The organism is Arthrobacter sp. KUASC02 (genome assembly GCF_059739395.1).
On the sequence record NZ_AP046053.1, the window covers coordinates 874,754 to 894,659 of the forward strand.

Here is a 19,906-nt window from a genome sequence, read left to right on the forward strand (position 1 = left end):
GGACAACGCCATGACCATCACCTCACTGCCTGCCCCCGCACAGGCACCCGCCACGCCCGCCCAGCACACTGAGGAGCTCGGCCTGCGCGAATCGGCAACGTTCGACCGCGCCACCATCGCGGACATCCAGCGCGCGGCCGCCACCGGCGTGTACGACATCCGCGGCTGGGGCGCCAAGCGCAAGGTCCCGCACTTCGACGACCTGCTGTTCCTCGGCGCCTCCATGTCCCGCTACCCGCTGGAGGGCTACCGCGAAAAGTGCGATACCGACGTCGTCCTCGGCGACCGGCACGCGAGCCGGCCGCTGCACCTGCAGACCCCGGTGACCATCGCCGGCATGAGCTTCGGCGCGCTTTCGGCCAACGCCAAGGAAGCGCTGGGGCGCGGCGCCAGCGAGGTGGGAACCTCCACCACAACGGGCGACGGCGGCATGACGCCTGAGGAGCGCGGCCAGTCCAAGCACCTCGTGTACCAGTACCTGCCCTCCCGCTACGGCATGAACCCGGACGACCTGCGCAAGGCCGACGCCATCGAGATCGTGCTCGGCCAGGGTGCCAAGCCGGGCGGCGGCGGCATGCTGCTGGGCCAGAAAATCACTGAACGCGTCGCCGGCATGCGCACGCTGCCCGTGGGCATCGACCAGCGCTCCGCCAGCCGCCATCCGGACTGGACCGGCCCGGACGACCTGGAAATCAAGATCGGCGAACTGCGCGAAATCACCGACTGGAAGACGCCCATCTACGTCAAGATCGGCGCGTCCCGCCCGTACTACGACACCGCCCTGGCCGTGAAGGCCGGAGCCGACGTCGTTGTGGTGGACGGGATGCAGGGCGGCACCGCCGCCACGCAGCAGGTGTTCATCGAAAACGTGGGCATCCCCACCCTGGCCGCCATCCCGCAGGCGGTTCAGGCGCTGCAGGAGCTCGGTGTGCACCGGAAGGTCCAGCTCATCGTTTCCGGCGGCATCCGCACGGGCGCCGACGTCGCCAAGGCCATGGCCCTGGGTGCCGACGCGGTGGCCATCGGCACCGCGGCGCTGATCGCCCTGGGCGACAACGATCCCCGCTACGCCGCCGAATACGCCGCCCTCGGCTCGGCCGCCGGCTACTACGACGACTTCCAGGACGGCCGCGACCCCGCAGGCATCACCACCCAGGACCCGGAGCTCTCCTCCCGCCTGGACCCGGTGGAGGGCGGCCGACGCCTGGCCAACTACCTGCGCGTCCTGACCATGGAAGCCCAGACCATCGCCCGGGCCTGCGGCAAGTCCCACCTGCACAACCTCGAACCCGAGGACCTGGTGGCGCTGACCATCGAAGCGTCCGCCATGGCGCGCGTACCCCTGGCCGGAACCAGCTGGATCCCCGGCGCGAAGTAAACGGAGCAAAGTGATGACGGAATCATCCGAATACGTGGTGGTGGGCGCCGGGCTGGCCGGCGCCGCCACGGCCTGGCAGCTCGCCGCGCAGGGCCACAACGTCACCATCCTGGAACGCTCAGTCCCGGCAGCCCATGACGGCAGCTCCCACGGCTCGGCGAGGATTTTCCGCTACGCCTACCCGGACGAGTTCTACACGCGGGCGGTCCAGGAGTCGAAGGTCCTCTGGGACGAACTGGACCGGGCCACCGGGCTGGAACTCATCACCCCGTTCGGCGCGGTGGACTACGGCCCGGAACGGCAGCCGGAGCAGCTCGCCCGGGTTCTCGCCGGCGCCGGCGTGGAGCACGAACTCCTCGGCGCGGCCGAGGCCCGGGAGCGCTGGCCGCAGTTCTCCTTCGACACCCCGGTGCTCTGGCACCCGGGCGCCGGGGTGATCGACGCCGAGAGCTCGGTCAACGCCATGGTCGACCAGGCGGTGAAGCACGGAGCCACGCTGCTGACCGGGTGGAACGTCGCCCGCGTGGAACGGCAGGGCTCCGGCTACCGCGTGCATTCGGCAGCAGGAGAGGTGATCGACGCCGGGAACGTCATCATCAGCGCCGGCGGCTGGCTGCCGCAACTGCTGGGACAGCTGGACCTCCCCGCCGGGTTCCTTGCCGCGCTGCCGGAGATCACCGTCCGGCAGGAGCAGGCCTTCCACTTCCGCTACCGCGATCCCGACGGCGCTGCGGCGTGGCCCACGTTTATCCACAAGAGTGCCACCATCCAGACCTACGGACTGCCCGGCGGACGGGATGCCGGGTTCGCCGGGCAGAAGGTGGCCGAATACAACGGCGGCGGCCTGATCCCGTCCGCCGCCGAGCAAAGCGGCCTGGTGGACCCGGACAACCGGAGCCGGATGGTGGACTATGTGCAGAAGTACCTCCCCGGCCTCGATCCGGAACCGTATGCCGAGACCACGTGCCTGTTCACCAACACGCCTAATGAGGACTTCCTCATCGACCGGGCGGAGGGCATCACGGTCCTCTCCCCGTGCTCGGGCCACGGTGCGAAGTTCGCGCCGCTGATCGGGCAGTGGGCGGCCGGCCTGGCCACCGGCACCGGCGATGTTCCGGCCCGCTTCCGCCCGGCAACCGCCCGGATCGGCACCCACTGAGCTGTCGGTGCCGGCTGAACGGCCAGCTCCTGCACTTGCAAACACCTATCGAACGGAACCGCCCGTGACCTCTTCTGCGACCAAACCTGCAACCGACACCGTCTCCGGCCTGATGCGGGACATCTCCGGCGTCGGCACAGACTCGCGCCGCGGCGGATACTCCCGCCCGGTCTTCTCGAACGCCGAAACCGACCTGCGCGGCTGGTTCATCGAGCAGGCCGGGCGGCGCGGGCTGGACGTCAGCACCGACAACAACGGGATCATCTGGGCCTGGTGGGACACTGCCACCGGCACGCGCAGGGACGCCGTCGTCACCGGAAGCCACCTCGATTCCGTCCCCGGCGGCGGCGAGTACGACGGCCCCCTGGGCGTCGCATCGGCGCTGGTCGCCGTCGACATCCTGAAGAGCCGGGGCCTGCGCCCCCGGAAGCCGCTGGCAATCGCCGTCTTTCCCGAGGAGGAAGGCTCCCGCTTCGGCGTCGCCTGCCTGGGCTCCCGGCTGCTCACCGGAGCCCTGGACCCGAACAAGGCGCGCAACCTCAAAGACGCGGACGGCAACACCTACGCCGACGTGGCCGCTGCCAACGGGCAGGATCCCCGGTTCATCGGCGCCGACCATAAAACCCTCCAGCAGCTGGGCATGTTCGTTGAACTCCACGTCGAACAGGGGAGGGGACTGGCCGACCTCCGCCAGCCGGTGGCCATCGGCTCGTCCATCCTGGGCCACGGCCGGTGGAAGCTCTCGGTGACCGGCCAGGGCAACCACGCCGGAACCACGCTGATGAAGGACCGCAGGGACCCGATGATTGCCGCAGCCAAAATCATGATCGGCATCCGGGACACGGCGAGGAACTACAAGGACGCGCGGGCCACCGTCGGCAGGCTGCAGCCCGTGCCCGGCGGGACCAATGTGATCGCCTCCCGGGTGGATATGTGGATCGACCTGCGGCATCCGCGGGACGAAGTGACCGCTGCCCTGGTGGAATCCATCCACCTCAACGCCCAGGTCATTGCCGCCGAGGAAGGGTGCGCGGTGAGCTTCGGCGTGGAATCGCTGAGCCCCACCGTGCACTTCGACACCGGCCTGCGTGACAGGATCAGGATCCTGCTCCCGGACGCGCCGGTCCTGGACACCGGGGCAGGCCACGACGCAGGTGTCCTCGCCGGCCACATCCCCACCGCCATGCTGTTCGTCAGGAACCCCACCGGCATCTCACATTCGCCCGAGGAACTGGTGGAGGATGCCGATGCGGAAGCAGGAGCCCTGGCCCTGGCGGACACCCTGGCTGGGCTGGTGGGCGAAGCCCGGAGGCTCGGGTAGGAACCGTGCTCGGGTAGGGGCCGGTCAGCCACCTAAGATGGCAGGATGACGAACCAGACTGGCGAAGAGAGAGCCGCAGCCGAGAGGCCTGCGACCGAAGAGGGGCCCGGCAAACTTGAACGGGTCATCGCCGGACAGGTCCGCCACTACCGGACCACGAACGGGCTCTCCTCTGCCGAACTGGCAGCCAGGACCGGACTGTCCAAAGCGATGATCTCCAAAATCGAAACCGCCAGCACGTCCTGTTCGCTGACCACGTTGCAGCGGCTGGCAGATGGGTTGAAGATCCCCGTCACCGCGCTCTTCAGGGGCGCCGACACGGACCGGGATGCCACCTTCACCAAAAGCGGCCAGGGCAGCCTGACCGTCCGGAGCGGAACACAGCACGGCCACGAGTACCGCGTGCTGGGCACCCTCAAGGGCCGCACCGACGCCCTCGAACCCACGCTGGTCACCCTGACGGACGCTTCCGACGTCTTTCCGCTCTTCCAGCACCCGGGCACCGAATTCATCTACATGCTCTCCGGCAGGATGGTCTACGGCCACGGTGCCTACGAATACACCATGGAGGCCGGTGACTCGCTGCTTCTCGACGGCGAAGGCCCCCACGGCCCGCTGGAACTGCTGGACCTGCCCATCAGGTTCCTGGCGATCGCCGCGAAGTAACCGGTTCTCCGCTAAACATCCGAGGCTTGTCCGCCATTCCTAACCTTGATGGTGAGGTTCTGCGGACAAGCCCCGGATTCGTGACGGTACAGCCGGACGGCCCGGCCGTGCGCATCAGCCGTTGATCACCTGCGGCACGCCCAGGGCCTTGAGGCCTTCGACGCCGAATTCCAGGCCGTAGCCGGACTGCTTGGCGCCTCCGAACGGGATACGCGGGTCCACGGCGCCGTGTTTGTTGATCCAGACGGTGCCGGCCTCGAGCCGGGCGGCGATTTCGCGTGCCCGTGCCGGGTCGGAGGACCAGACGGAGGCTCCGAGTCCGACGTCGAGCGCGTTGGCCATGGTGACGGCCTCGTCCACGTCGCTGTAGCGGATGATCGGTAGGGCCGGGCCGAACTGTTCCTCGGCCACCAGCGGGTTGTTGTCGTCGATCTCTGCCACGAGGGTGGCGGGGTAGAAGTGGCCGGGCTGGTCCGGGTCCGGGTTGCCGCCGAGCAGGATCCTGGCGCCGGAGTTCCGGGCTGCGTCCACGAGCCGGGCCACGATCTCGTACTGCTGCCGGTTCTGCAGCGGGCCGAGGACGTTGTTTTCGTCCAGGCCGTTGCCCATGGGCATCGCGGCGGCCACGCTGGTGAGTTCCTCGCACACGGCCTCATACAGCGAGTCGTGGACGTAGAGCCGCTTCAGGGCCGCGCAGGTCTGGCCGGTGTTGATGAAGGCTCCCCAGAACAACCCCTCGGCAATGGCTTTCGGGTCGGCGTCGGGCAGGACGATGCCGGCGTCGTTGCCGCCCAGTTCCAGGGTGAGGCGCTTGACCGTATCCGAGGACGAGCGAATGATGGCCTTGCCGGTGGCGGTGGAGCCGGTGAACATGACCTTGCCGATCGCGGGGTGTCCGGCCAGCCGGGCGCCGACGTCGCGCCCGCCGGAGACCACGGTCAGGAGGCCTTCGGGGAGTTCCTCGTTCAGGACCTTGGCCAGGGCCAGGACGGACAGCGGCGTGTATTCGGAGGGCTTGACCACCACGGCGTTGCCCATGCGCAGGGCGGGGGCGATCTGCCAGACGGTGATCATCATGGGCCAATTCCACGGCCCGATCGCGCCCACGACGCCGATGGGCCGGTAGTGCAGTTCGGCGCGGGTTTCGCCGTCGTCCACCACCACTTCCGCCTCCAGCGGGGTGCCGGCGGCGACGCGCAGCCATGCGGCACAGGCGCCGACTTCGAAGCGGGCGTTGGGGCCGTTCAGCGGTTTGCCCTGCTCGCGGGAGAGCAGCCGGGCGAGTTCTTCGGCGGAACGTTCGACGGCGTCGGCTGCTTTGAGGAGCGCGGCGGACCGGGCGTCGTGGCCCAGTGCTGCCCACGCGGGCTGGGCGGCTGCGGCGGCGGCGATGGCCGCCTCGAGGTCCTCGACGCTGTGGACCGGCGCCTCGCCTACGGGTTCCCCGGTGGCGGGGTCCAGGATGGTCCGGGTTTCGCCGGTGTCCGGGGTGATCGAGGCCAGCAGGGCATCGTAGGTTTCCATGGGGTACTCCACTTCGAGTAGGTCAGAGAACGCGGCCGGAACGGCCTAACAGCGCTGCCTTAAGCGTGCTCCGGCGGGCGGCGCGGGTCTTGTGTATCCGCGAACGGCGCTTGACCGGTGGCGAACAGAACGGCCGGCCCTGAACCACGCTGCGCTCAGGAACAACAACTGATCGCTGCACGACAAGCCGGGTCCGGCGCCGGCTGCCATGCTGGATTACACGGTGCACATCACCGGCATCTTTGCCCGGGCCCGGCAGCTGTCCCACGAATTTCGCCCCAGCTCTTTTCCCCAGCACTCATGACCGTTAAGAAGGATCCAATGAGTATTTCGAATCCCGAATCCCGAACCGCGGAACCCGGTTCACGCCAGGAACACTCCACCGCCCTGCGCGCAGGAAGCATCGGAGTCCTGGGCATTCTGTTCTTTGTCCTCTCCGCCCAGGCCCCGCTGACCGGCATCGTGGGAGCTGCACCGCTCGCGGCCGCGCTCGGCAACGGCGCCGGCGCACCGGGCGCCTACCTCGTGGTGGGCATCGTCATTGTCATCTTCGCCGTCGGCTTTGTGGCCATGAGCCGGAAAGTACAGACCAACGGCGCCTTTTACGCCTACGTGACCGCAGCATTCGGGCGCAAGACCGGTGCCGGAGCGGCCTGGCTTGCCCTGCTCGCCTACAGCACGGTGCAGGCGGCAATGTACGGACTGTACGGCGCGGCCTTCTCCGGCCTGCTGGCATCCGCCGGCATAACTGTTCCCTGGTGGCTGCTCGCCGTCATCACCATGGCTGGCGTCCAGGTCCTGGGATCCAAGAACATCGAACTCGGCGCCCGCGTCCTTGCCGTCCTGGTGGGCCTGGAAGTGGCCATCCTGCTGATGTTCGGATTCTCCGTGCTGTTCAAAGGCGGCGGCCCCGAAGGGCTGGACATCGCCGCGTCGTTCGCCCCGGAAGCCATCGCCAGTGGAGCCCCCGGCGTCGCCATTATGTTCGCGGTGGCCTCCATGTTCGGTTTCGAGTCCACGGCCATCTACTCCGCCGAAGCCAAGGACCCGCACAAGACGGTTGCGCGGGCCACCTATCTGTCCGTGGGCATCATCGCTGTGTTCTTCTCCTTCATCACCTGGATGCTGGTCAGCTTCTACGGGCCGTCCCACGTGGTGGATGCTGCGGGTGCCGCCCTGGAATCGGGGGACACCACCTCCTTCGTGATCGGCCCCATCGTTGAAATGTTCGGACCCTGGGCAGGGATCACGGCCGGAGTCCTGCTGGTGACCTCGCTGCTGGCGGGCATCATTGCCTTCCACAACGGCATCAACCGCTACCTGCACTCGCTGGCCCTGCGCGGCTCCATGCCGGCAGTCATTGCCCGGACCAACAAGCACCGCGCCCCGGCTGCGGCGGCCTGGATCCAGACCATCGTTGCGGTCCTGCTGGTGGCGCCGTTCGCGCTGCTGGGGCTGGACCCGGTCCTGACCCTCTTCTCCTGGTTCAGCGGCCTCGCCGTCGCGGCGCTGCTGGTGCTGTACATGCTCTCGTCCCTTGCCGTCGTCGCCTACTTCCGCCGGGAAAAGGTGACCGGCCAGCAATGGCAGACGCTGATCGCCCCGGTGCTGGCTTCCGTGCTGCTGGCGTGGGTGCTGTACCTGGTGGTCAGCAACTTCACGTCCCTCATCGGAGGCAGCACGGAAACGGCAGTGGGCCTGCTGGTGGCCGTCCCCGCACTGTTCCTGGCCGGTGTCCTGGTGGAGATCCGGGTGGAAAAGCAGATCCGGGCGTCAGCGCTTGAGTTCGCCGGGTAGCGCGCTGGCAGAGACATCAGGACAGGCAACGGAAAGGACGACGGCGGCGCGGGCGGCGCTTTGGCGCCCGCGCCACGCGAGGTAAACGGCCAGCAGCAGAAGCGCGGCCAGGGCAGCTGCGGCGCCTGCCGCCGTCGCCGGTGCTTCGGGACCATCGGGCCAGCGCCCGGTGATGCCCAGCAGCGCCGGGACCGTGGCCGATGCCTGGCTCGTGAGGATCAGGGACCAGCCAATGAGCGGCGTGAGCCGTTCAATCCCGAGGGCCAGTTGCAGGAAGAACAGCAGCCACAGGTAGGTCCAGCAGAGCCAGAGCACGGCCAGGAGCGGATCCTCCGCGGACCAGGCCGCGGCGAGCAGGAGGCCGCACCCGGCCACCATCCCGCAGAACCAGCCAAGGCCCCGGGACCCCAGTCCCAGGAGGAAATCCAGCCCAACGTAGGCGTAGGTCAGCCCGAAGAGGAACATCCCGGCCGCTCCGAGCAGAATCGCCGTTCCGCCGCCGCCGGCAGTACCGTCACCGCCGCCGGCAGTCCCCAGGTATGCAACGGCGACGAGCAGCTGGGTGCTGCCGGTGACCAGGCTGAACACGGCCGCGTCCCGGCGGGGGAGGAGATCCAGCGCCGCGAGGCCGTTGAGCAGGAGCGCGGCTCCGGAGAGGAGCAGGCAAATGTGGTTCATCAGAAGTCCCCGGCCGGACGCTGAACCAGTCCTGTAATTTTCGTTTGATGGAAATTGAATGTCACAATACGGAGGTTAGTGGAGGGCTGATTGGTCATGCGAGGCCCGGGCAGTCACAATTGGCTATGTTGAAGTTTCAATAAAAAGGGCGCCGGTCCGCGTATGCCGGAGATTTGCCGCGCCCGGTTCGACGTTAGGAATCATCATGGATGCACGGCTCGAGGCCATCAGGGACACCGTCCTGGCCAGGAACCCGGGAGAAGCGGAGTTCCACCAGGCGGTGGTCGAGGTCTTCGAAAGCCTGGGCCCCGTCCATGACCGGCACCCCGAATTCCTTGAAGCGGCCATCCTGGAACGGCTCTGCGAACCCGAACGCCAGATCATCTTCCGGGTGCCGTGGACCGATGACCAGGGCCGCGTGCAGATCAACCGCGGCTTCCGGGTGGAGTTCAACTCCGCACTCGGCCCCTACAAGGGCGGCCTGCGTTTCCACCCGTCCGTCTACCTGGGCATTGTGAAGTTCCTCGGCTTCGAGCAGATCTTCAAGAACGCCCTCACCGGCATGCCCATCGGCGGCGGCAAGGGCGGCTCGGACTTCGACCCCCGCGGCCGCAGCGACGCCGAAGTCATGCGGTTCTGCCAGTCCTTCATGACCGAGCTGTACCGCCACATCGGCGAGTACACCGACGTGCCGGCCGGCGACATCGGCGTCGGCGGGCGCGAAATCGGCTATCTCTTCGGCCAGTACAAGCGCATCACCAACCGCTACGAATCCGGCGTCCTGACCGGCAAAGGCATCTCCTGGGGCGGCTCGCTGGTCCGGCCCGAGGCCACCGGCTTCGGCACCGTGATCTTCACCGAGGAGATGCTGAAGACCCGCGGAACGTCCTTCGACGGGCAGCGTGTGGTGGTTTCCGGTTCCGGCAACGTGGCCATCAACGCCGTCGCCAAGGCCCAGTCGCTCGGTGCCACGGTGGTGGCCTGCTCCGACTCTTCCGGCTACATCGTGGACGAGGCGGGCATCGACGTCGGGCTCCTCCGCCAGGTCAAGGAAGTGGAGCGCGGGCGCCTGAAGGATTACGCACTGCGCCGTTCCGGCGTCGCCTACGTGGAAGCCGGTTCGGTCTGGGACGTCGATGCGACGGTGGCGCTGCCGTGCGCCACGCAGAACGAGCTCGACGGCGATGCTGCCGCGAGGCTGGTCCGCAACGGCCTGGTCGCCATCGGCGAAGGCGCCAACATGCCGTCCACCCGCGAAGCCGTGGCGGTCTTCCAGGAAGCCGGCGTGCTGTTCGGCCCGGGCAAGGCCGCCAATGCGGGCGGCGTCGCGACGTCCGCGCTGGAAATGCAGCAGAACGCGAGCCGTGACTCCTGGTCCTTCGAACACACGGAACAGCGGCTCACGGACATCATGGTGGGGATCCACCACCGCTGCGCTTCGACGGCCGACGAATACGGTGAGCCGGGCAACTACGTGCTGGGCGCCAACATCGGCGGCTTCGTCAAGGTGGCCGACGCCATGCTGGCCCAGGGGCTGATCTAGCAGGGGGCTGATCTAGGCGCCGCGGCGCCAGTCGCTGGGGGATTCGCCGTAGGCATCCCGGAACGTGCGGCTGAAATGCGCCGCATCCAGGAACCCCCAGCGGGCGGCGACTGCCCCCACGGAGGTGCTGTGAAGCAGCGGATCCCTCAGGTCGCGGCGGATGCGCTCCAGCCGCTGGCTCCGGATCCAGCTGGCAACGGTGGCGCCCGATTCGTGGAAGATGTTGTGCAGGTGCCGGGTGGAGATGAAGTGCGCCGCCGCAATGCTGGCGGGCGAGAGCTGGGGATCGGCGAGGTTGGCCTCGATGTATTCGCGCACGGACGACGCCAGCAGCACCTGAGGCTTCATGCTCTCCCGCGCCATGTCCAGCTCCGAGTGCAGCATGGTGGACACGAGGTCCAGGGCGTTGGCGGCCAGCCGTGATCCGCTGGGGCCGCTGAGGGCTTCAAGGTTCTCTGCCAGCCGGGCAATGAAGGGGCCTACGATGCCCGCCAGCCCGTGCCCGCCTGCCAGCCGGACGGCCGCGAGCTGCCCGACATAGTCCGGGGGCAGGGTCAGCGAATCGTGCGGGAACATGACCACCATGACCCGCGCCTGCTCTTCGAACGCCAGCGTGTAGGGGCGGTTGGTGTCGTAAATGGCGAGGTCGCCGGGGCGCAGCACTGCCTCGCGGTTGTCCTGGATGAGGAGTCCGGTGCCCTCCAGCTGGAGATTGAGTTTGAAATAGCGCTGGCCGGGCCGGGCCACCAGAGCGGGTGTGCGGTGGACATTGTGGCCCGAGGCGGACACCTCCACGATGCACAGCCGGTCCAACACCCTGGACCGCATCCGGCCGCGGAAGGTGTCCGGCTGATCCGTGTCGGCGGCCAGCGGCACGAAAGACTCCGCCACAAGGTGCCGCCAGTGGTCGAATGAGGTGGCCACGCTGGAGGTGAGTTCCTGGCCCGCCGGGCGGGCTGTGGTTGCAGACATGGATGTTCCTGACGCCGGATAGCCATCTGAAAGTGGGTCCCCCAGGCTGTGTCCTGCGACACAGTCATTTCAGGTTAGCGGCCACGGCGGGCGTTGTCATCTTTTTTCGCCCATCGTCGAAAAAAGAATTATGAACCCGCCCGAAGGAGGGTCAGGAATGCTTCCAGCTGGTCGCCCAGGCCCAGGTCCGCCTCGTTGTCCGGGGCGAGGGCGGCTGCTATCTGCGCGCCCAGCAGCATGTTCAGGAGGTGGCCGGCAACGGCTGAATCGTCGACGGCGGCACCCACGTCCCCTTGCGTCCTCGCCTCCGCCAGGTGCCCGAGGATCGCGGCGTGCCACTGGTCCATGGACTCGCGATGGATGGCGGCTTTTTCCGGGTCATTGATGGCCTTCTGCCAGAACGGGACCACAATCCGCGCTTCATTGACCCGCTCGGCGTCCAGCGGCAGCACCTCCACGCAAAACGCCCGGAGTGCTTCAATCCCGGCCTTGCCCGCCGTGACCTCCCGGATGCGCTCGTTGGTCCTGTTGAAGACGTGCCGGAACGCGAACGTCAGCAGCGTGTCCTTGGTGGGGAAGTAGGGCTTCAGTGCGCCGTTGGCAAAGCCGGCCTCGAGGGCGATTTCCCGCATCGTGGCGCCTTCGATGCCCAGCCTGGCAATGATCCGCCAGGTCGCATCCACCAGTTCCAGGCGCCGTTCATCATGGTCAACAATCTTTGGCACTCTGGTGATCCCCCGGAACTTTTTTGTATCGAACCCTTGTGATCCATCTTACGGACCGTTTATTCTCTACAACTATAGAAAATAAACATCCCGACCCCAACACGGTCCCGGACAAAGGCAGCGCTCATGACACTTGCACCAACTGACACAGCCGCCCCGTACCGCCTGGCAACGGGCGGGGAGATCACCGAAGTCCAGGGCATCCTGCGTGCCGGCGGACTCCTCGGCCCGGAGAAGCGGATCGCCTACCTCGGCCTGCTGGACCCGGCGCGGCGCCCGGCACCGCCGGAAACCCCGGGTTCGGAGGACCGGCGCTTCCGGGTGTTCATCCACGACGTTTCCGGGGGCCGTCCCCTCGATGTGACGGTCTCCGCCACCCGCGGCGAGGTGACTTCCGCCGTCGAACTGGACACCGCCGTCGCGGGCGAACTGCCCGTGCTGGAAGAGGAGTTCGAGGTGGTCGAGGAACTCCTGGCCTCCGATGAGCGGTGGCTGAAGGCCCTGGCGGACCGAAACCTGGACATCAGCAAAGTCCGCGTTGCCCCGCTGTCCGCCGGAGTCTTCGAGTACCCGGAGGAGAAAGGCCGCCGCATCCTCCGTGGCCTGGCCTTTGTGCAGGACTTTCCCGAAGACAGCGCCTGGGCGCATCCCGTGGACGGACTCGTGGCGTACGTCGACGTGGTCAGCAAGGAAGTCACGCAGGTCCTGGATACCGGCGTCGTTCCGGTTCCCGCCGAGCACGGCAACTACACCGATCCCGAGCTCACCGGCCCGCTCCGCACCACCCAGAAGCCGCTCCACATCACCCAGCCCGAGGGTCCCAGCTTCACGGTCACCGGCGGCAACCACGTGGAGTGGGAAAAGTGGAGCGTGGACGTCGGCTTCGATGTCCGCGAGGGTGTGGTGCTGCACAACCTGGCCTTCCAGGACGGCGACCGTCTGCGGCCCATCATCAACCGCGCGTCCATCGCCGAGATGGTGGTTCCCTACGGCGACCCGTCGCCCATCCGGTCCTGGCAGAACTACTTCGACACCGGCGAATACCTGGTGGGCCAATACGCCAACTCGCTCGAACTGGGCTGCGACTGCCTCGGGGAGATCACCTACCTCAGCCCGGTGATCAGCGACGCGTTCGGCAATCCGCGCGAAATCCGCAACGGCATCTGCATGCATGAGGAGGACTGGGGCATCCTGGCCAAGCACTCCGACCTCTGGACGGGCATCAACTACACCCGGCGCAACCGCCGCCTGGTCATCTCCTTCTTCACCACCATCGGCAACTACGACTACGGCTTCTACTGGTACCTGTACCTCGACGGCACCATCGAATTCGAGGCCAAGGCCACCGGCGTCGTCTTCACCAGCGCGTTCCCCGAAGGCGGCTCGGCCAACATCTCCCAGCTGGCCCCCGGGCTCGGCGCGCCGTTCCACCAGCACCTCTTCAGCGCCCGCCTGGACATGGCGATCGACGGCTTCACCAACCGGGTGGAGGAGGAAGACGTGGTCCGCCAGCCCATGGGCGAAGGCAACGAACGCGGCAACGCCTTCTCCCGGAAACGGACCATCCTGGGCCGCGAGTCCCAAGCCGTCCGGGAAGCCGACGCCCGCAGCGGCCGGACATGGATCATCTCCAACCCGGAGTCCCGCAACCGCCTGGGCGAACCGGTCGGCTACAAACTGCATGCCCAGGGCCAGCCCACGCTCCTGGCCGATCCGGAGTCCTCCATTGCCCGCCGGGCGGCGTTCGCCACCAAGGACCTGTGGGTCACCCGGTTCGCGGAGGACGAGCGGTACCCCACCGGCGATTTCGTGAACCAGCACTCCGGGGGAGCGGGCCTTCCGGCCTACGTCGCCCAGGACCGCGAGATTGACGGCCAGGACATCGTGGTGTGGCACACCTTCGGCCTGACCCACTTCCCCCGGATCGAGGACTGGCCCATCATGCCGGTGGACACGGTCGGCTTCAAGCTGCGTCCGGAAGGGTTCTTTGACCGCAGCCCCGTGCTGGACGTCCCGGCCAACCCGAACGCCGGGCCCGCCGCCGGCGGACACTGCCACGGCTAGGCAGGAGCCATGGCCGCCCTCCGGGGATGGGGCCGGACCGCCGGCCCCATCCTCCACCCCCGCCCCGGTGCACACGTGCGCATCGTGGCCGCGGCGACGGCCGCGTCCAGCCTGGTGCACCTCTGGCTCGTGATGGGAAACCAGCACGGCCTGTGGCTGAACCTGCTGATGCTGGCCATGGTGGGGGTCTGCCTGCCGTGCGCCGTGCACATCTGGCGCGAGGGCCGGGTTGGGTCACTGCGCCAGGTCATGGCGTGCGCGCTGGCCATGACGGCGCTGCACGCTTACCTGTTGCTGGGGACAGCGTCCGGCGCCGGGTCACACGCCCACGGCCACGGAGTCTCCGGGGTGCCGGCCGATGCTGGCTCGTCCGCCGGCGGACTGCTCGCCGTCCTTGCCCTGGAACTTACGACGGCGCTGCTCGCCGCGACGCTGCTGGCCCGCCTCCGGCGCCGGTAAGGCGCCGTTGGCGGGCCGCTAGCGGACCGAGTTGCCCAGTTCGCGCAGCGGGGTCCTGCTGGTCTCGCGGGCCCAGTAGGCACCGGCCACGGCCAGGAGCGAGGAGGCGGCCACGATCCAGGCGGCGGGGGCCCAGTTCGCCTTGTCTGCGCCGACGAGGGCGGTGCCGAGCAGCGGGGTGAAGCCGGCGCACAGGATGCCGACCTGCAGGCCGATGGCCATGCCGGAATAGCGGACCTTGACGTTGAACAGTTCCGAGAACCAGGCCGGGTAGATGGCGTTGGACATGGCGTAGGTGCCTGCGGTGATCAGGGTGCTGGTCAGGAAGATCATGGGGATGTTGCCCGTGGAAATCACGGAGAAGTAGACGAAGATCATCACGCCTGAACCCAGGACGCCGGTGATGAAGATCGGGCGGCGGCCGTACCTGTCGGAGAGCCAGGCCATGAACGGCTGGGATACGACGGCGATGATGTTGCCCGTGATGCTGACCCAGAGCATGGTGGAGGCCGGCACGCCCACGGAAACGGCGTAGGCCAGGCCGAAGGACTGCATAAACGTGTTCGTGACGGTTTCAAAGGACATCAGGGCCACCTGGAAGAACTGTGCCGGGTGGGTCTTGAACATCTTGGCGAAGGGCAGTTTCACCAGTTCGCCGTGATCGTGCTTTTCCTCGAAGACCTCTGGTTCCTCCAGTGAGCGGCGGACAAGGTACGCAACGATCAGCACCACCAGCGAGAGCCAGAACGGGATGCGCCAGCCCCAGGCCAGGCGGTCCGCTTCGCTCATGGCCGCCACGGGGAGGAACGCCAGCGAGGCCAGGACAATGCCGGCGGAGATGCCGCTCATGGCGAAGCTGGCGAAGAAGCCGCGGCGTCCTTCGGGGGCTTCCTCGGTGGACAGTGCCGAGGCGCCCGCGGTTTCGGCCCCGGCAGAGAGGCCCTGCATGAGGCGCAGGAGAACCAGCAGGGCGGGAGCCCAGTAGCCGGCGGTGTTGAAATCGGGCAGCACGCCGATGAGGAACGTGGCCGAACCCATCAGGACCAGCGTCAGCACCAGGGTGTTCTTGCGGCCGATCTTGTCACCCAGGTGCCCGAAGACCACTGCGCCGAAAGGCCGTGCCACATACGCCACGCCGAAGGTGGCGAACGAGGCGATCAGGGCGACCGTGGGGTCGCCCGACGGGAAGAAGATCTTGGAAAAGACCAGCGACGCCGCAGTGGCGTAGATGAAGAAGTCGTAGTACTCAAGGGCGCCGCCGAGGAACGCGGCCAGGGCTGCCTTCTTGGCCCTCTTGAGCTGGCGCTGCTCGGCTCCGATGCCGGCGCCTGTGGCTGTGTTGGTCATGATGCTGGTCCCTCCGCGTTGAAAGACTGTTTGAATTTCTTATTTGTGCGCATTCCGAACAGCTGTGCGGTATGCGATTATGGAATAGAGTACCGCAGAGTGAGGTGCCTCACAACACTTTCCTGACCGGGCAACCCGACTGCGTCTTTCACATGAGAGGGTCACTATGGAGAACCGAACGCCCGCACACCGTTTGTTCCTTATCGGCTCGGCTGCTTCAAGCGCCATGTCGCCCGGGCTGTGGGGCCCGGTCTTCGAGGAGCTCGGGAGCAGCTGGACGTACGAGGCATGGGACGTGCCTGCCGGACAGGACATGTCCGGCGTCCGTGCCGCGATGCTGGAGGCCGACGTCGTGGCCGCCAATGTGACGATGCCCCACAAGCAGTGGGCCGCCGGAACTGCTGACTCCGTCACCGAACCGGTCCGGCTCAGCGGAGCCTCCAACCTCCTGGTCCGGGACGGCCGGAGGCTGAATGCGCACAATACTGACATCACCGCCGTCGTCGAACTCCTGGGTGGCCGGCACCAGCGGCACGCCCTGATGCTCGGGGCGGGCGGCGCCGCACGCGCAACGCTGGTGGCACTCGCGGGGCTGGCTGACCGGGTCACAGTGACGGACAAGGACCCGGGGGCATCGCAGCAGCTGGTGGACCTTGCCACCAGCCTGGGCATAAAAGCCACCGCCGTGTCCTGGGCCGAATCCCGGGACCACGCGCCCGGCGCATCCCTGATCGTCAACGCGACGCCCCTCGGCAAGGGCGCTGATGATGAACCGGCCTGGGGGCAGGCACGGCTCTCCCCGGATGCCTTTGTCTATGACTTCGTCTACGCGGGCCACACCACCGCAACCATCGCCAGCGCCAAGGCGCAGGGGCTGGCGTGCGCCGACGGGTGGGACCACCTTCGGGCGCAGGCGGCGGCCATGATCCCCATTCTTGGCCTGGCGCCGGAGACCGGACAGCTCCTGGGCCGGACACTGACGCATATCCGGGCGGACGGCTGACCGATCCGGGGAAATGACGGAGCTGGCCGGGGGTTGGACCCTGCTGTTTGCGCGGTCGTGCGGCGGTTAGGGGCCGGATATGATCGAAACAAGCTTGCGGCCATGCGTCTGCGGGCGCCGGATGTGAGCTTCAGGAAGGGCAAACGATTCCATGGCGGAACAACCCGCATACTTCGTGAAGTCGGTGGAGAAGGCCTTCGACGTACTGCGTGCCTTCGCTCCGGACGAACCCCGCCTGACGGTGTCCCAGGTCGCCGCGAAATCGGACATGACCAGGGCCTCGGCCCGGAGGTTCCTGATGACGCTCACCGACCTTGGCTATCTTCGCGCCGAGGGGTCCCACTTCGAGCTGACCCCCCGCTCGCTGGACATCGGGCAGTCCTTTCTGGCCAACCTTGCGCTCCCCAGAATCGCCGAGCCGCACTTGAAGTCGCTGGCCGCGGAGCTGAACGAGACAACGTCCCTGTGCATCCTCGACGGCACCGACGTGGTGTATGTCGCGTGCGTTCCGTCGCCCCGCCTCCTGAGCGTCTCCATCAGCGTGGGCACCAGGTTCCCGGCCTGGGCCACGTCCATGGGGCGCGTGCTGCTGGGGGCGTTGTCCGAGACCGAGCTGAAGACCTACTACGACTCCGTCCAGCTGCAGCGGTTCACCGAGCGCTCGATCGGCACGCTCGAACAGCTCCAGGCCGAAGTGGAACAAGCCAGGACCAGGGGGTGGTCCATGGTCTCCCAGGAACTGGAGGAAGGCCTGCGCGGTGTGGCCGTCCCGGTCTGGCGCGGCCACGAGGTCGTTGCCGCGGTCAACGTGTCACTGCAGACCCACCGGGCTCCGGCGGAAGCCATCGAAAAGACCGTGGTCCCGTTCCTGCAGGACGCCGCACAACAGATCGGCCATGACTACGGCGGGCGCGCCACGGCTCCGACCACCACCGCACCATCCGAGGCTGCAGCCGGGGGAGTGCGGTGATCACCCGGTCCGACGTCGACCAAGCCGCCGCCAGGATTGCCGGGCTGGTGCGCCGCACACCCGTAATCGAAGCGGATCCGGACAGCTTCCCCGGGACGGTCCGGCTGAAGTGCGAGTTCATGCAGCACACCGGCACCTTCAAGGCCCGGGGCGCATTCAACCGCGTGCTGGCCTGCCGCGAGCGTGGCGAACTCAAGGAGGACGTCGGCATTGTGGTGGCTTCGGGCGGCAACGCCGGCCTGGCCAACGCCTACGCCGCAGCCCAGGCGGGAGTGCCCGCCGCCGTGTTTGTCCCGGAGACCGCTCCCGCCATGAAGGTGAAGAAACTCCGGGAATCCGGCGCCACGGTGATCCAGCGCGGCGCCGAATATGCCGTGGCCTACGACGCCGCCATCGCCTACGCGGCCGAGACCGGAGCCGTATACTGCCACGCCTACGACCAGCCGGAAATCGCTGCCGGTGCCGGCACCGTCGGTTCGGAGCTGCTGGAACAGCTGGGCGGAGTGGACACCGTACTGGTGGCCGTGGGCGGCGGAGGCCTGATGGCCGGGATTGCAGCCGCCGTCGAAGGCCTGGCCAGGGTGGTGGGAGTGGAACCCGCAACCGCCCCCACCCTGCACGCCGCGCTGACGGCAGGTGAGCCGGTGGACGTTGCGGTTTCCGGGATTGCCGCGGACTCGCTGGGAGCGCGCCGGATCGGCCGGATCGGTTTTGACGTCGCGGTGCGGACCGGCGTGGCGTGCGTGCTGGTGTCCGACGACGAGATTGTCGCCGCGCGCTCGCGGCTGTGGGCCGACTACCGGATGGTGGTGGAGCATGGTGCGGCGGCGGCGTTTGCCGCACTGACCTCCGGGGCCTACGTCCCGGCTGAAGGCGAACGCGTGGCCGTGATCCTGTGCGGCGCGAACACGGACCCGTCCACGCTCTGACGGCCTGGCGGTCAGATCGCTGCGCGGCCGCCGGGCCGGGCGGCGATCCGTTTCGGCTCCTTGCGGTCGCGGCGGGCATAGACGCGGGACCGCTCGCTGGACAGGGCGAGGATCAGCAGGATGTCCAGGGTGAGGCCGGGGAGGTTGGTCTGCAGCGTGATGCCCGGGCCCCCGTGAGCAACGTCAATGACCTGCAGGCCGATCGCGGCGGTGCTCACGGCCATGGCGAGCGTGCGGGCCCAGTTCCGCCCCAGGAACACGAACCCGGCCAGCAGCAGTTCCGCGAGGGCAGAGAGGACAAGCACTGCCACCCCGGCGTAGAGCACCAGCTGAGATTGGCCCTCGCTCAGGTGCTCGGCGGGGAAGAGCAGCACGGACAGGGCCAGTGCCGCCGCGGCGAGTGCCCGGCCGGCCACGAGGGCGGCTCCGATGATGGTGGGCGCAGGGCGCCTGTTCCGGCTGTCGCTCGGGAGCCGCGGAACGGCAACGCCTGGCACCGGCGTTGCCCGCAGGTCAACGATGGGAAGGTCGCCGTCGGTGGCAATTTCATCGCCTCCGCCGTTGCGGGTGTGGTAGCCGGTGGAGAAATCCCGGATCACCCGGACGTCGGCCGCGGGCTCGGCGGCGGAAATGGACGCGACAATGTGGTCCCGCTCATCGTCCGTGTGTTCGTCGATCTTGTGCGTGATCTGGAGGGTAAACAGCGAGAAGCCGACGCTGCGGTCGTAGGTGCCCGCGGCCAGCCAGTCCGCAGCCACGCCGCCGGGAAGCAGCCAGCCGGGCGGGCACCGCCAGAAGCGGACGTGGTGGCGCTTGCCCGGGGTTCCGTCCACTTCCTGCTGGTAGGCGAAGTCCTGCTGCCGGCCGAAGAGGAACAGCGGACTGACCGGCGCCTCAAGGTAGCTGCGGCGCAGGAGGGTGGAGGTGATGATCCTCCAACTACTGGCCAGGGTTACGTCGTCCGCTATGGTCCACCCGGCCCGGCGCATCACGTGGTGGAGCTGGGCTTCGGAACCGAGCAGGGCCACGTTCACCGGATCGCCGAGCAGGCCGTCGCTGGTGCGGGCGCGCCCGATGAAGTAGTCGGGCACATAGACGCGGGTCAGGATCGAGTGGAGCCTGGGCAGGACGAGGTAGGCGAGCATGGCCCAGAAGACGAACGTGAACCAGAGCTGGCCCCAGCCCCACTGGAAGCTGAGCTCAAGGAGAAGATAGGTCAACCAGGCGGCGGCGACACCACCGACCAGGAAGAAGATCCGGTCCCATGCGGTATCGAGTGCCGTGCGGGCAACGCCCTCGACGGGAGCCCTCACCACAGGCCTGGTCATGGGCAAAATAATACTGGAGACGGTTGCCGGATCCGTGGGCACA

Annotated in this window: 17 protein-coding genes; 11 read left to right on the forward strand and 6 right to left on the reverse strand. The window is 67.7% G+C overall.

Annotated features, from left to right (window positions below; genetic code table 11):
- Positions 1–10: 10 nt before the first annotated feature.
- The 4 genes from AC6JAC_RS04060 (at position 11) to AC6JAC_RS04075 (ending at position 4,524) form a co-directional block, all read left to right on the forward strand.
- Complete coding sequence (locus AC6JAC_RS04060; RefSeq protein WP_051628897.1) at positions 11–1,378, forward strand: FMN-binding glutamate synthase family protein; 1,368 nt, start codon at positions 11–13, stop codon at positions 1,376–1,378.
- A gap of 13 nt (positions 1,379–1,391) precedes the next feature.
- Positions 1,392–2,537, forward strand: coding sequence for an FAD-dependent oxidoreductase (locus AC6JAC_RS04065; protein WP_497963506.1), 1,146 nt, complete (start codon positions 1,392–1,394; stop codon positions 2,535–2,537).
- A 64-nt stretch (positions 2,538–2,601) separates the two neighbouring features.
- Positions 2,602–3,858, forward strand: coding sequence for an allantoate amidohydrolase (locus AC6JAC_RS04070; protein WP_497963508.1), 1,257 nt, complete (start codon positions 2,602–2,604; stop codon positions 3,856–3,858).
- Positions 3,859–3,903: 45 nt separating this feature from the next.
- Positions 3,904–4,524, forward strand: a complete 621-nt coding sequence (locus tag AC6JAC_RS04075) for a helix-turn-helix domain-containing protein (RefSeq protein WP_028271234.1) — start codon at positions 3,904–3,906, stop codon at positions 4,522–4,524.
- Between the two features lie 114 nt (positions 4,525–4,638).
- Here the strand turns inward: AC6JAC_RS04075 and AC6JAC_RS04080 are convergent, their stop codons facing one another.
- On the reverse strand, positions 4,639–6,048 hold the full coding sequence (locus tag AC6JAC_RS04080) for an aldehyde dehydrogenase family protein (protein ID WP_497963510.1): 1,410 nt from the start codon (positions 6,046–6,048) through the stop codon (positions 4,639–4,641).
- A 321-nt stretch (positions 6,049–6,369) separates the two neighbouring features.
- Between AC6JAC_RS04080 and AC6JAC_RS04085 the strand changes: the two genes are divergently transcribed.
- Positions 6,370–7,845 carry an APC family permease gene (locus AC6JAC_RS04085; RefSeq protein WP_497963512.1) on the forward strand — a complete coding sequence of 492 codons (1,476 nt, stop codon included), beginning with the start codon at positions 6,370–6,372 and terminating at the stop codon, positions 7,843–7,845.
- Here AC6JAC_RS04085 and AC6JAC_RS04090 read toward each other — a convergent pair.
- Entirely contained in the window at positions 7,822–8,523 is a 702-nt protein-coding gene (locus AC6JAC_RS04090) for an AmiS/UreI family transporter (protein WP_497963514.1), read from the reverse strand. The two genes, AC6JAC_RS04085 and AC6JAC_RS04090, sit on opposite strands and share 24 nt — an antisense overlap.
- Positions 8,524–8,728: 205 nt before the next feature.
- Between AC6JAC_RS04090 and gdhA the strand changes: the two genes are divergently transcribed.
- Positions 8,729–10,066, forward strand: a complete 1,338-nt coding sequence (gdhA, locus tag AC6JAC_RS04095) for an NADP-specific glutamate dehydrogenase (protein ID WP_028271230.1) — start codon at positions 8,729–8,731, stop codon at positions 10,064–10,066.
- 12 nt (positions 10,067–10,078) lie between these two features.
- On the opposite strand, the gene AC6JAC_RS04100 is transcribed toward gdhA, so the two are convergent.
- Together AC6JAC_RS04100 and AC6JAC_RS04105 are read right to left on the reverse strand one after the other, a co-directional pair.
- Positions 10,079–11,038: an AraC-like ligand-binding domain-containing protein gene (locus AC6JAC_RS04100; RefSeq protein ID WP_028271229.1), complete on the reverse strand. Its 960-nt coding sequence runs from the start codon at positions 11,036–11,038 to the stop codon at positions 10,079–10,081.
- Between the two features lie 128 nt (positions 11,039–11,166).
- Positions 11,167–11,763, reverse strand: coding sequence for a TetR/AcrR family transcriptional regulator (locus tag AC6JAC_RS04105; protein ID WP_028271228.1), 597 nt, complete (start codon positions 11,761–11,763; stop codon positions 11,167–11,169).
- A gap of 126 nt (positions 11,764–11,889) precedes the next feature.
- Here AC6JAC_RS04105 and AC6JAC_RS04110 point away from each other — a divergent pair, with 126 nt between their 5' ends.
- The gene (locus AC6JAC_RS04110) at positions 11,890–13,827 is read left to right on the forward strand and encodes a primary-amine oxidase (protein ID WP_497963517.1); all 1,938 of its coding nucleotides are present in this window, start codon (positions 11,890–11,892) and stop codon (positions 13,825–13,827) included.
- Positions 13,828–13,836: 9 nt separating this feature from the next.
- Positions 13,837–14,286 carry a hypothetical protein gene (locus AC6JAC_RS04115; RefSeq protein ID WP_497963519.1) on the forward strand — a complete coding sequence of 150 codons (450 nt, stop codon included), beginning with the start codon at positions 13,837–13,839 and terminating at the stop codon, positions 14,284–14,286.
- 18 nt (positions 14,287–14,304) lie between these two features.
- Here the strand turns inward: AC6JAC_RS04115 and AC6JAC_RS04120 are convergent, their stop codons facing one another.
- Positions 14,305–15,633: an MFS transporter gene (locus AC6JAC_RS04120; protein WP_347897090.1), complete on the reverse strand. Its 1,329-nt coding sequence runs from the start codon at positions 15,631–15,633 to the stop codon at positions 14,305–14,307.
- A 166-nt stretch (positions 15,634–15,799) separates the two neighbouring features.
- On the opposite strand from AC6JAC_RS04120, the gene AC6JAC_RS04125 reads away from it, so the two are divergent.
- The 3 genes from AC6JAC_RS04125 (at position 15,800) to AC6JAC_RS04135 (ending at position 18,535) form a co-directional block, all read left to right on the forward strand.
- On the forward strand, positions 15,800–16,636 hold the full coding sequence (locus AC6JAC_RS04125; protein WP_028271224.1) for a shikimate dehydrogenase family protein: 837 nt from the start codon (positions 15,800–15,802) through the stop codon (positions 16,634–16,636).
- A 151-nt stretch (positions 16,637–16,787) separates the two neighbouring features.
- Positions 16,788–17,606: an IclR family transcriptional regulator domain-containing protein gene (locus AC6JAC_RS04130; RefSeq protein WP_497963522.1), complete on the forward strand. Its 819-nt coding sequence runs from the start codon at positions 16,788–16,790 to the stop codon at positions 17,604–17,606.
- Positions 17,603–18,535, forward strand: a complete 933-nt coding sequence (locus tag AC6JAC_RS04135) for a threonine/serine dehydratase (RefSeq protein WP_497963524.1) — start codon at positions 17,603–17,605, stop codon at positions 18,533–18,535. The genes AC6JAC_RS04130 and AC6JAC_RS04135 overlap by 4 nt, the downstream gene beginning before the upstream one ends.
- An 11-nt stretch (positions 18,536–18,546) precedes the next feature.
- On the opposite strand, the gene AC6JAC_RS04140 is transcribed toward AC6JAC_RS04135, so the two are convergent.
- Positions 18,547–19,863 carry an LssY C-terminal domain-containing protein gene (locus tag AC6JAC_RS04140; protein ID WP_497963526.1) on the reverse strand — a complete coding sequence of 439 codons (1,317 nt, stop codon included), beginning with the start codon at positions 19,861–19,863 and terminating at the stop codon, positions 18,547–18,549.
- Between the last annotated feature and the right edge of the window lie 43 nt (positions 19,864–19,906).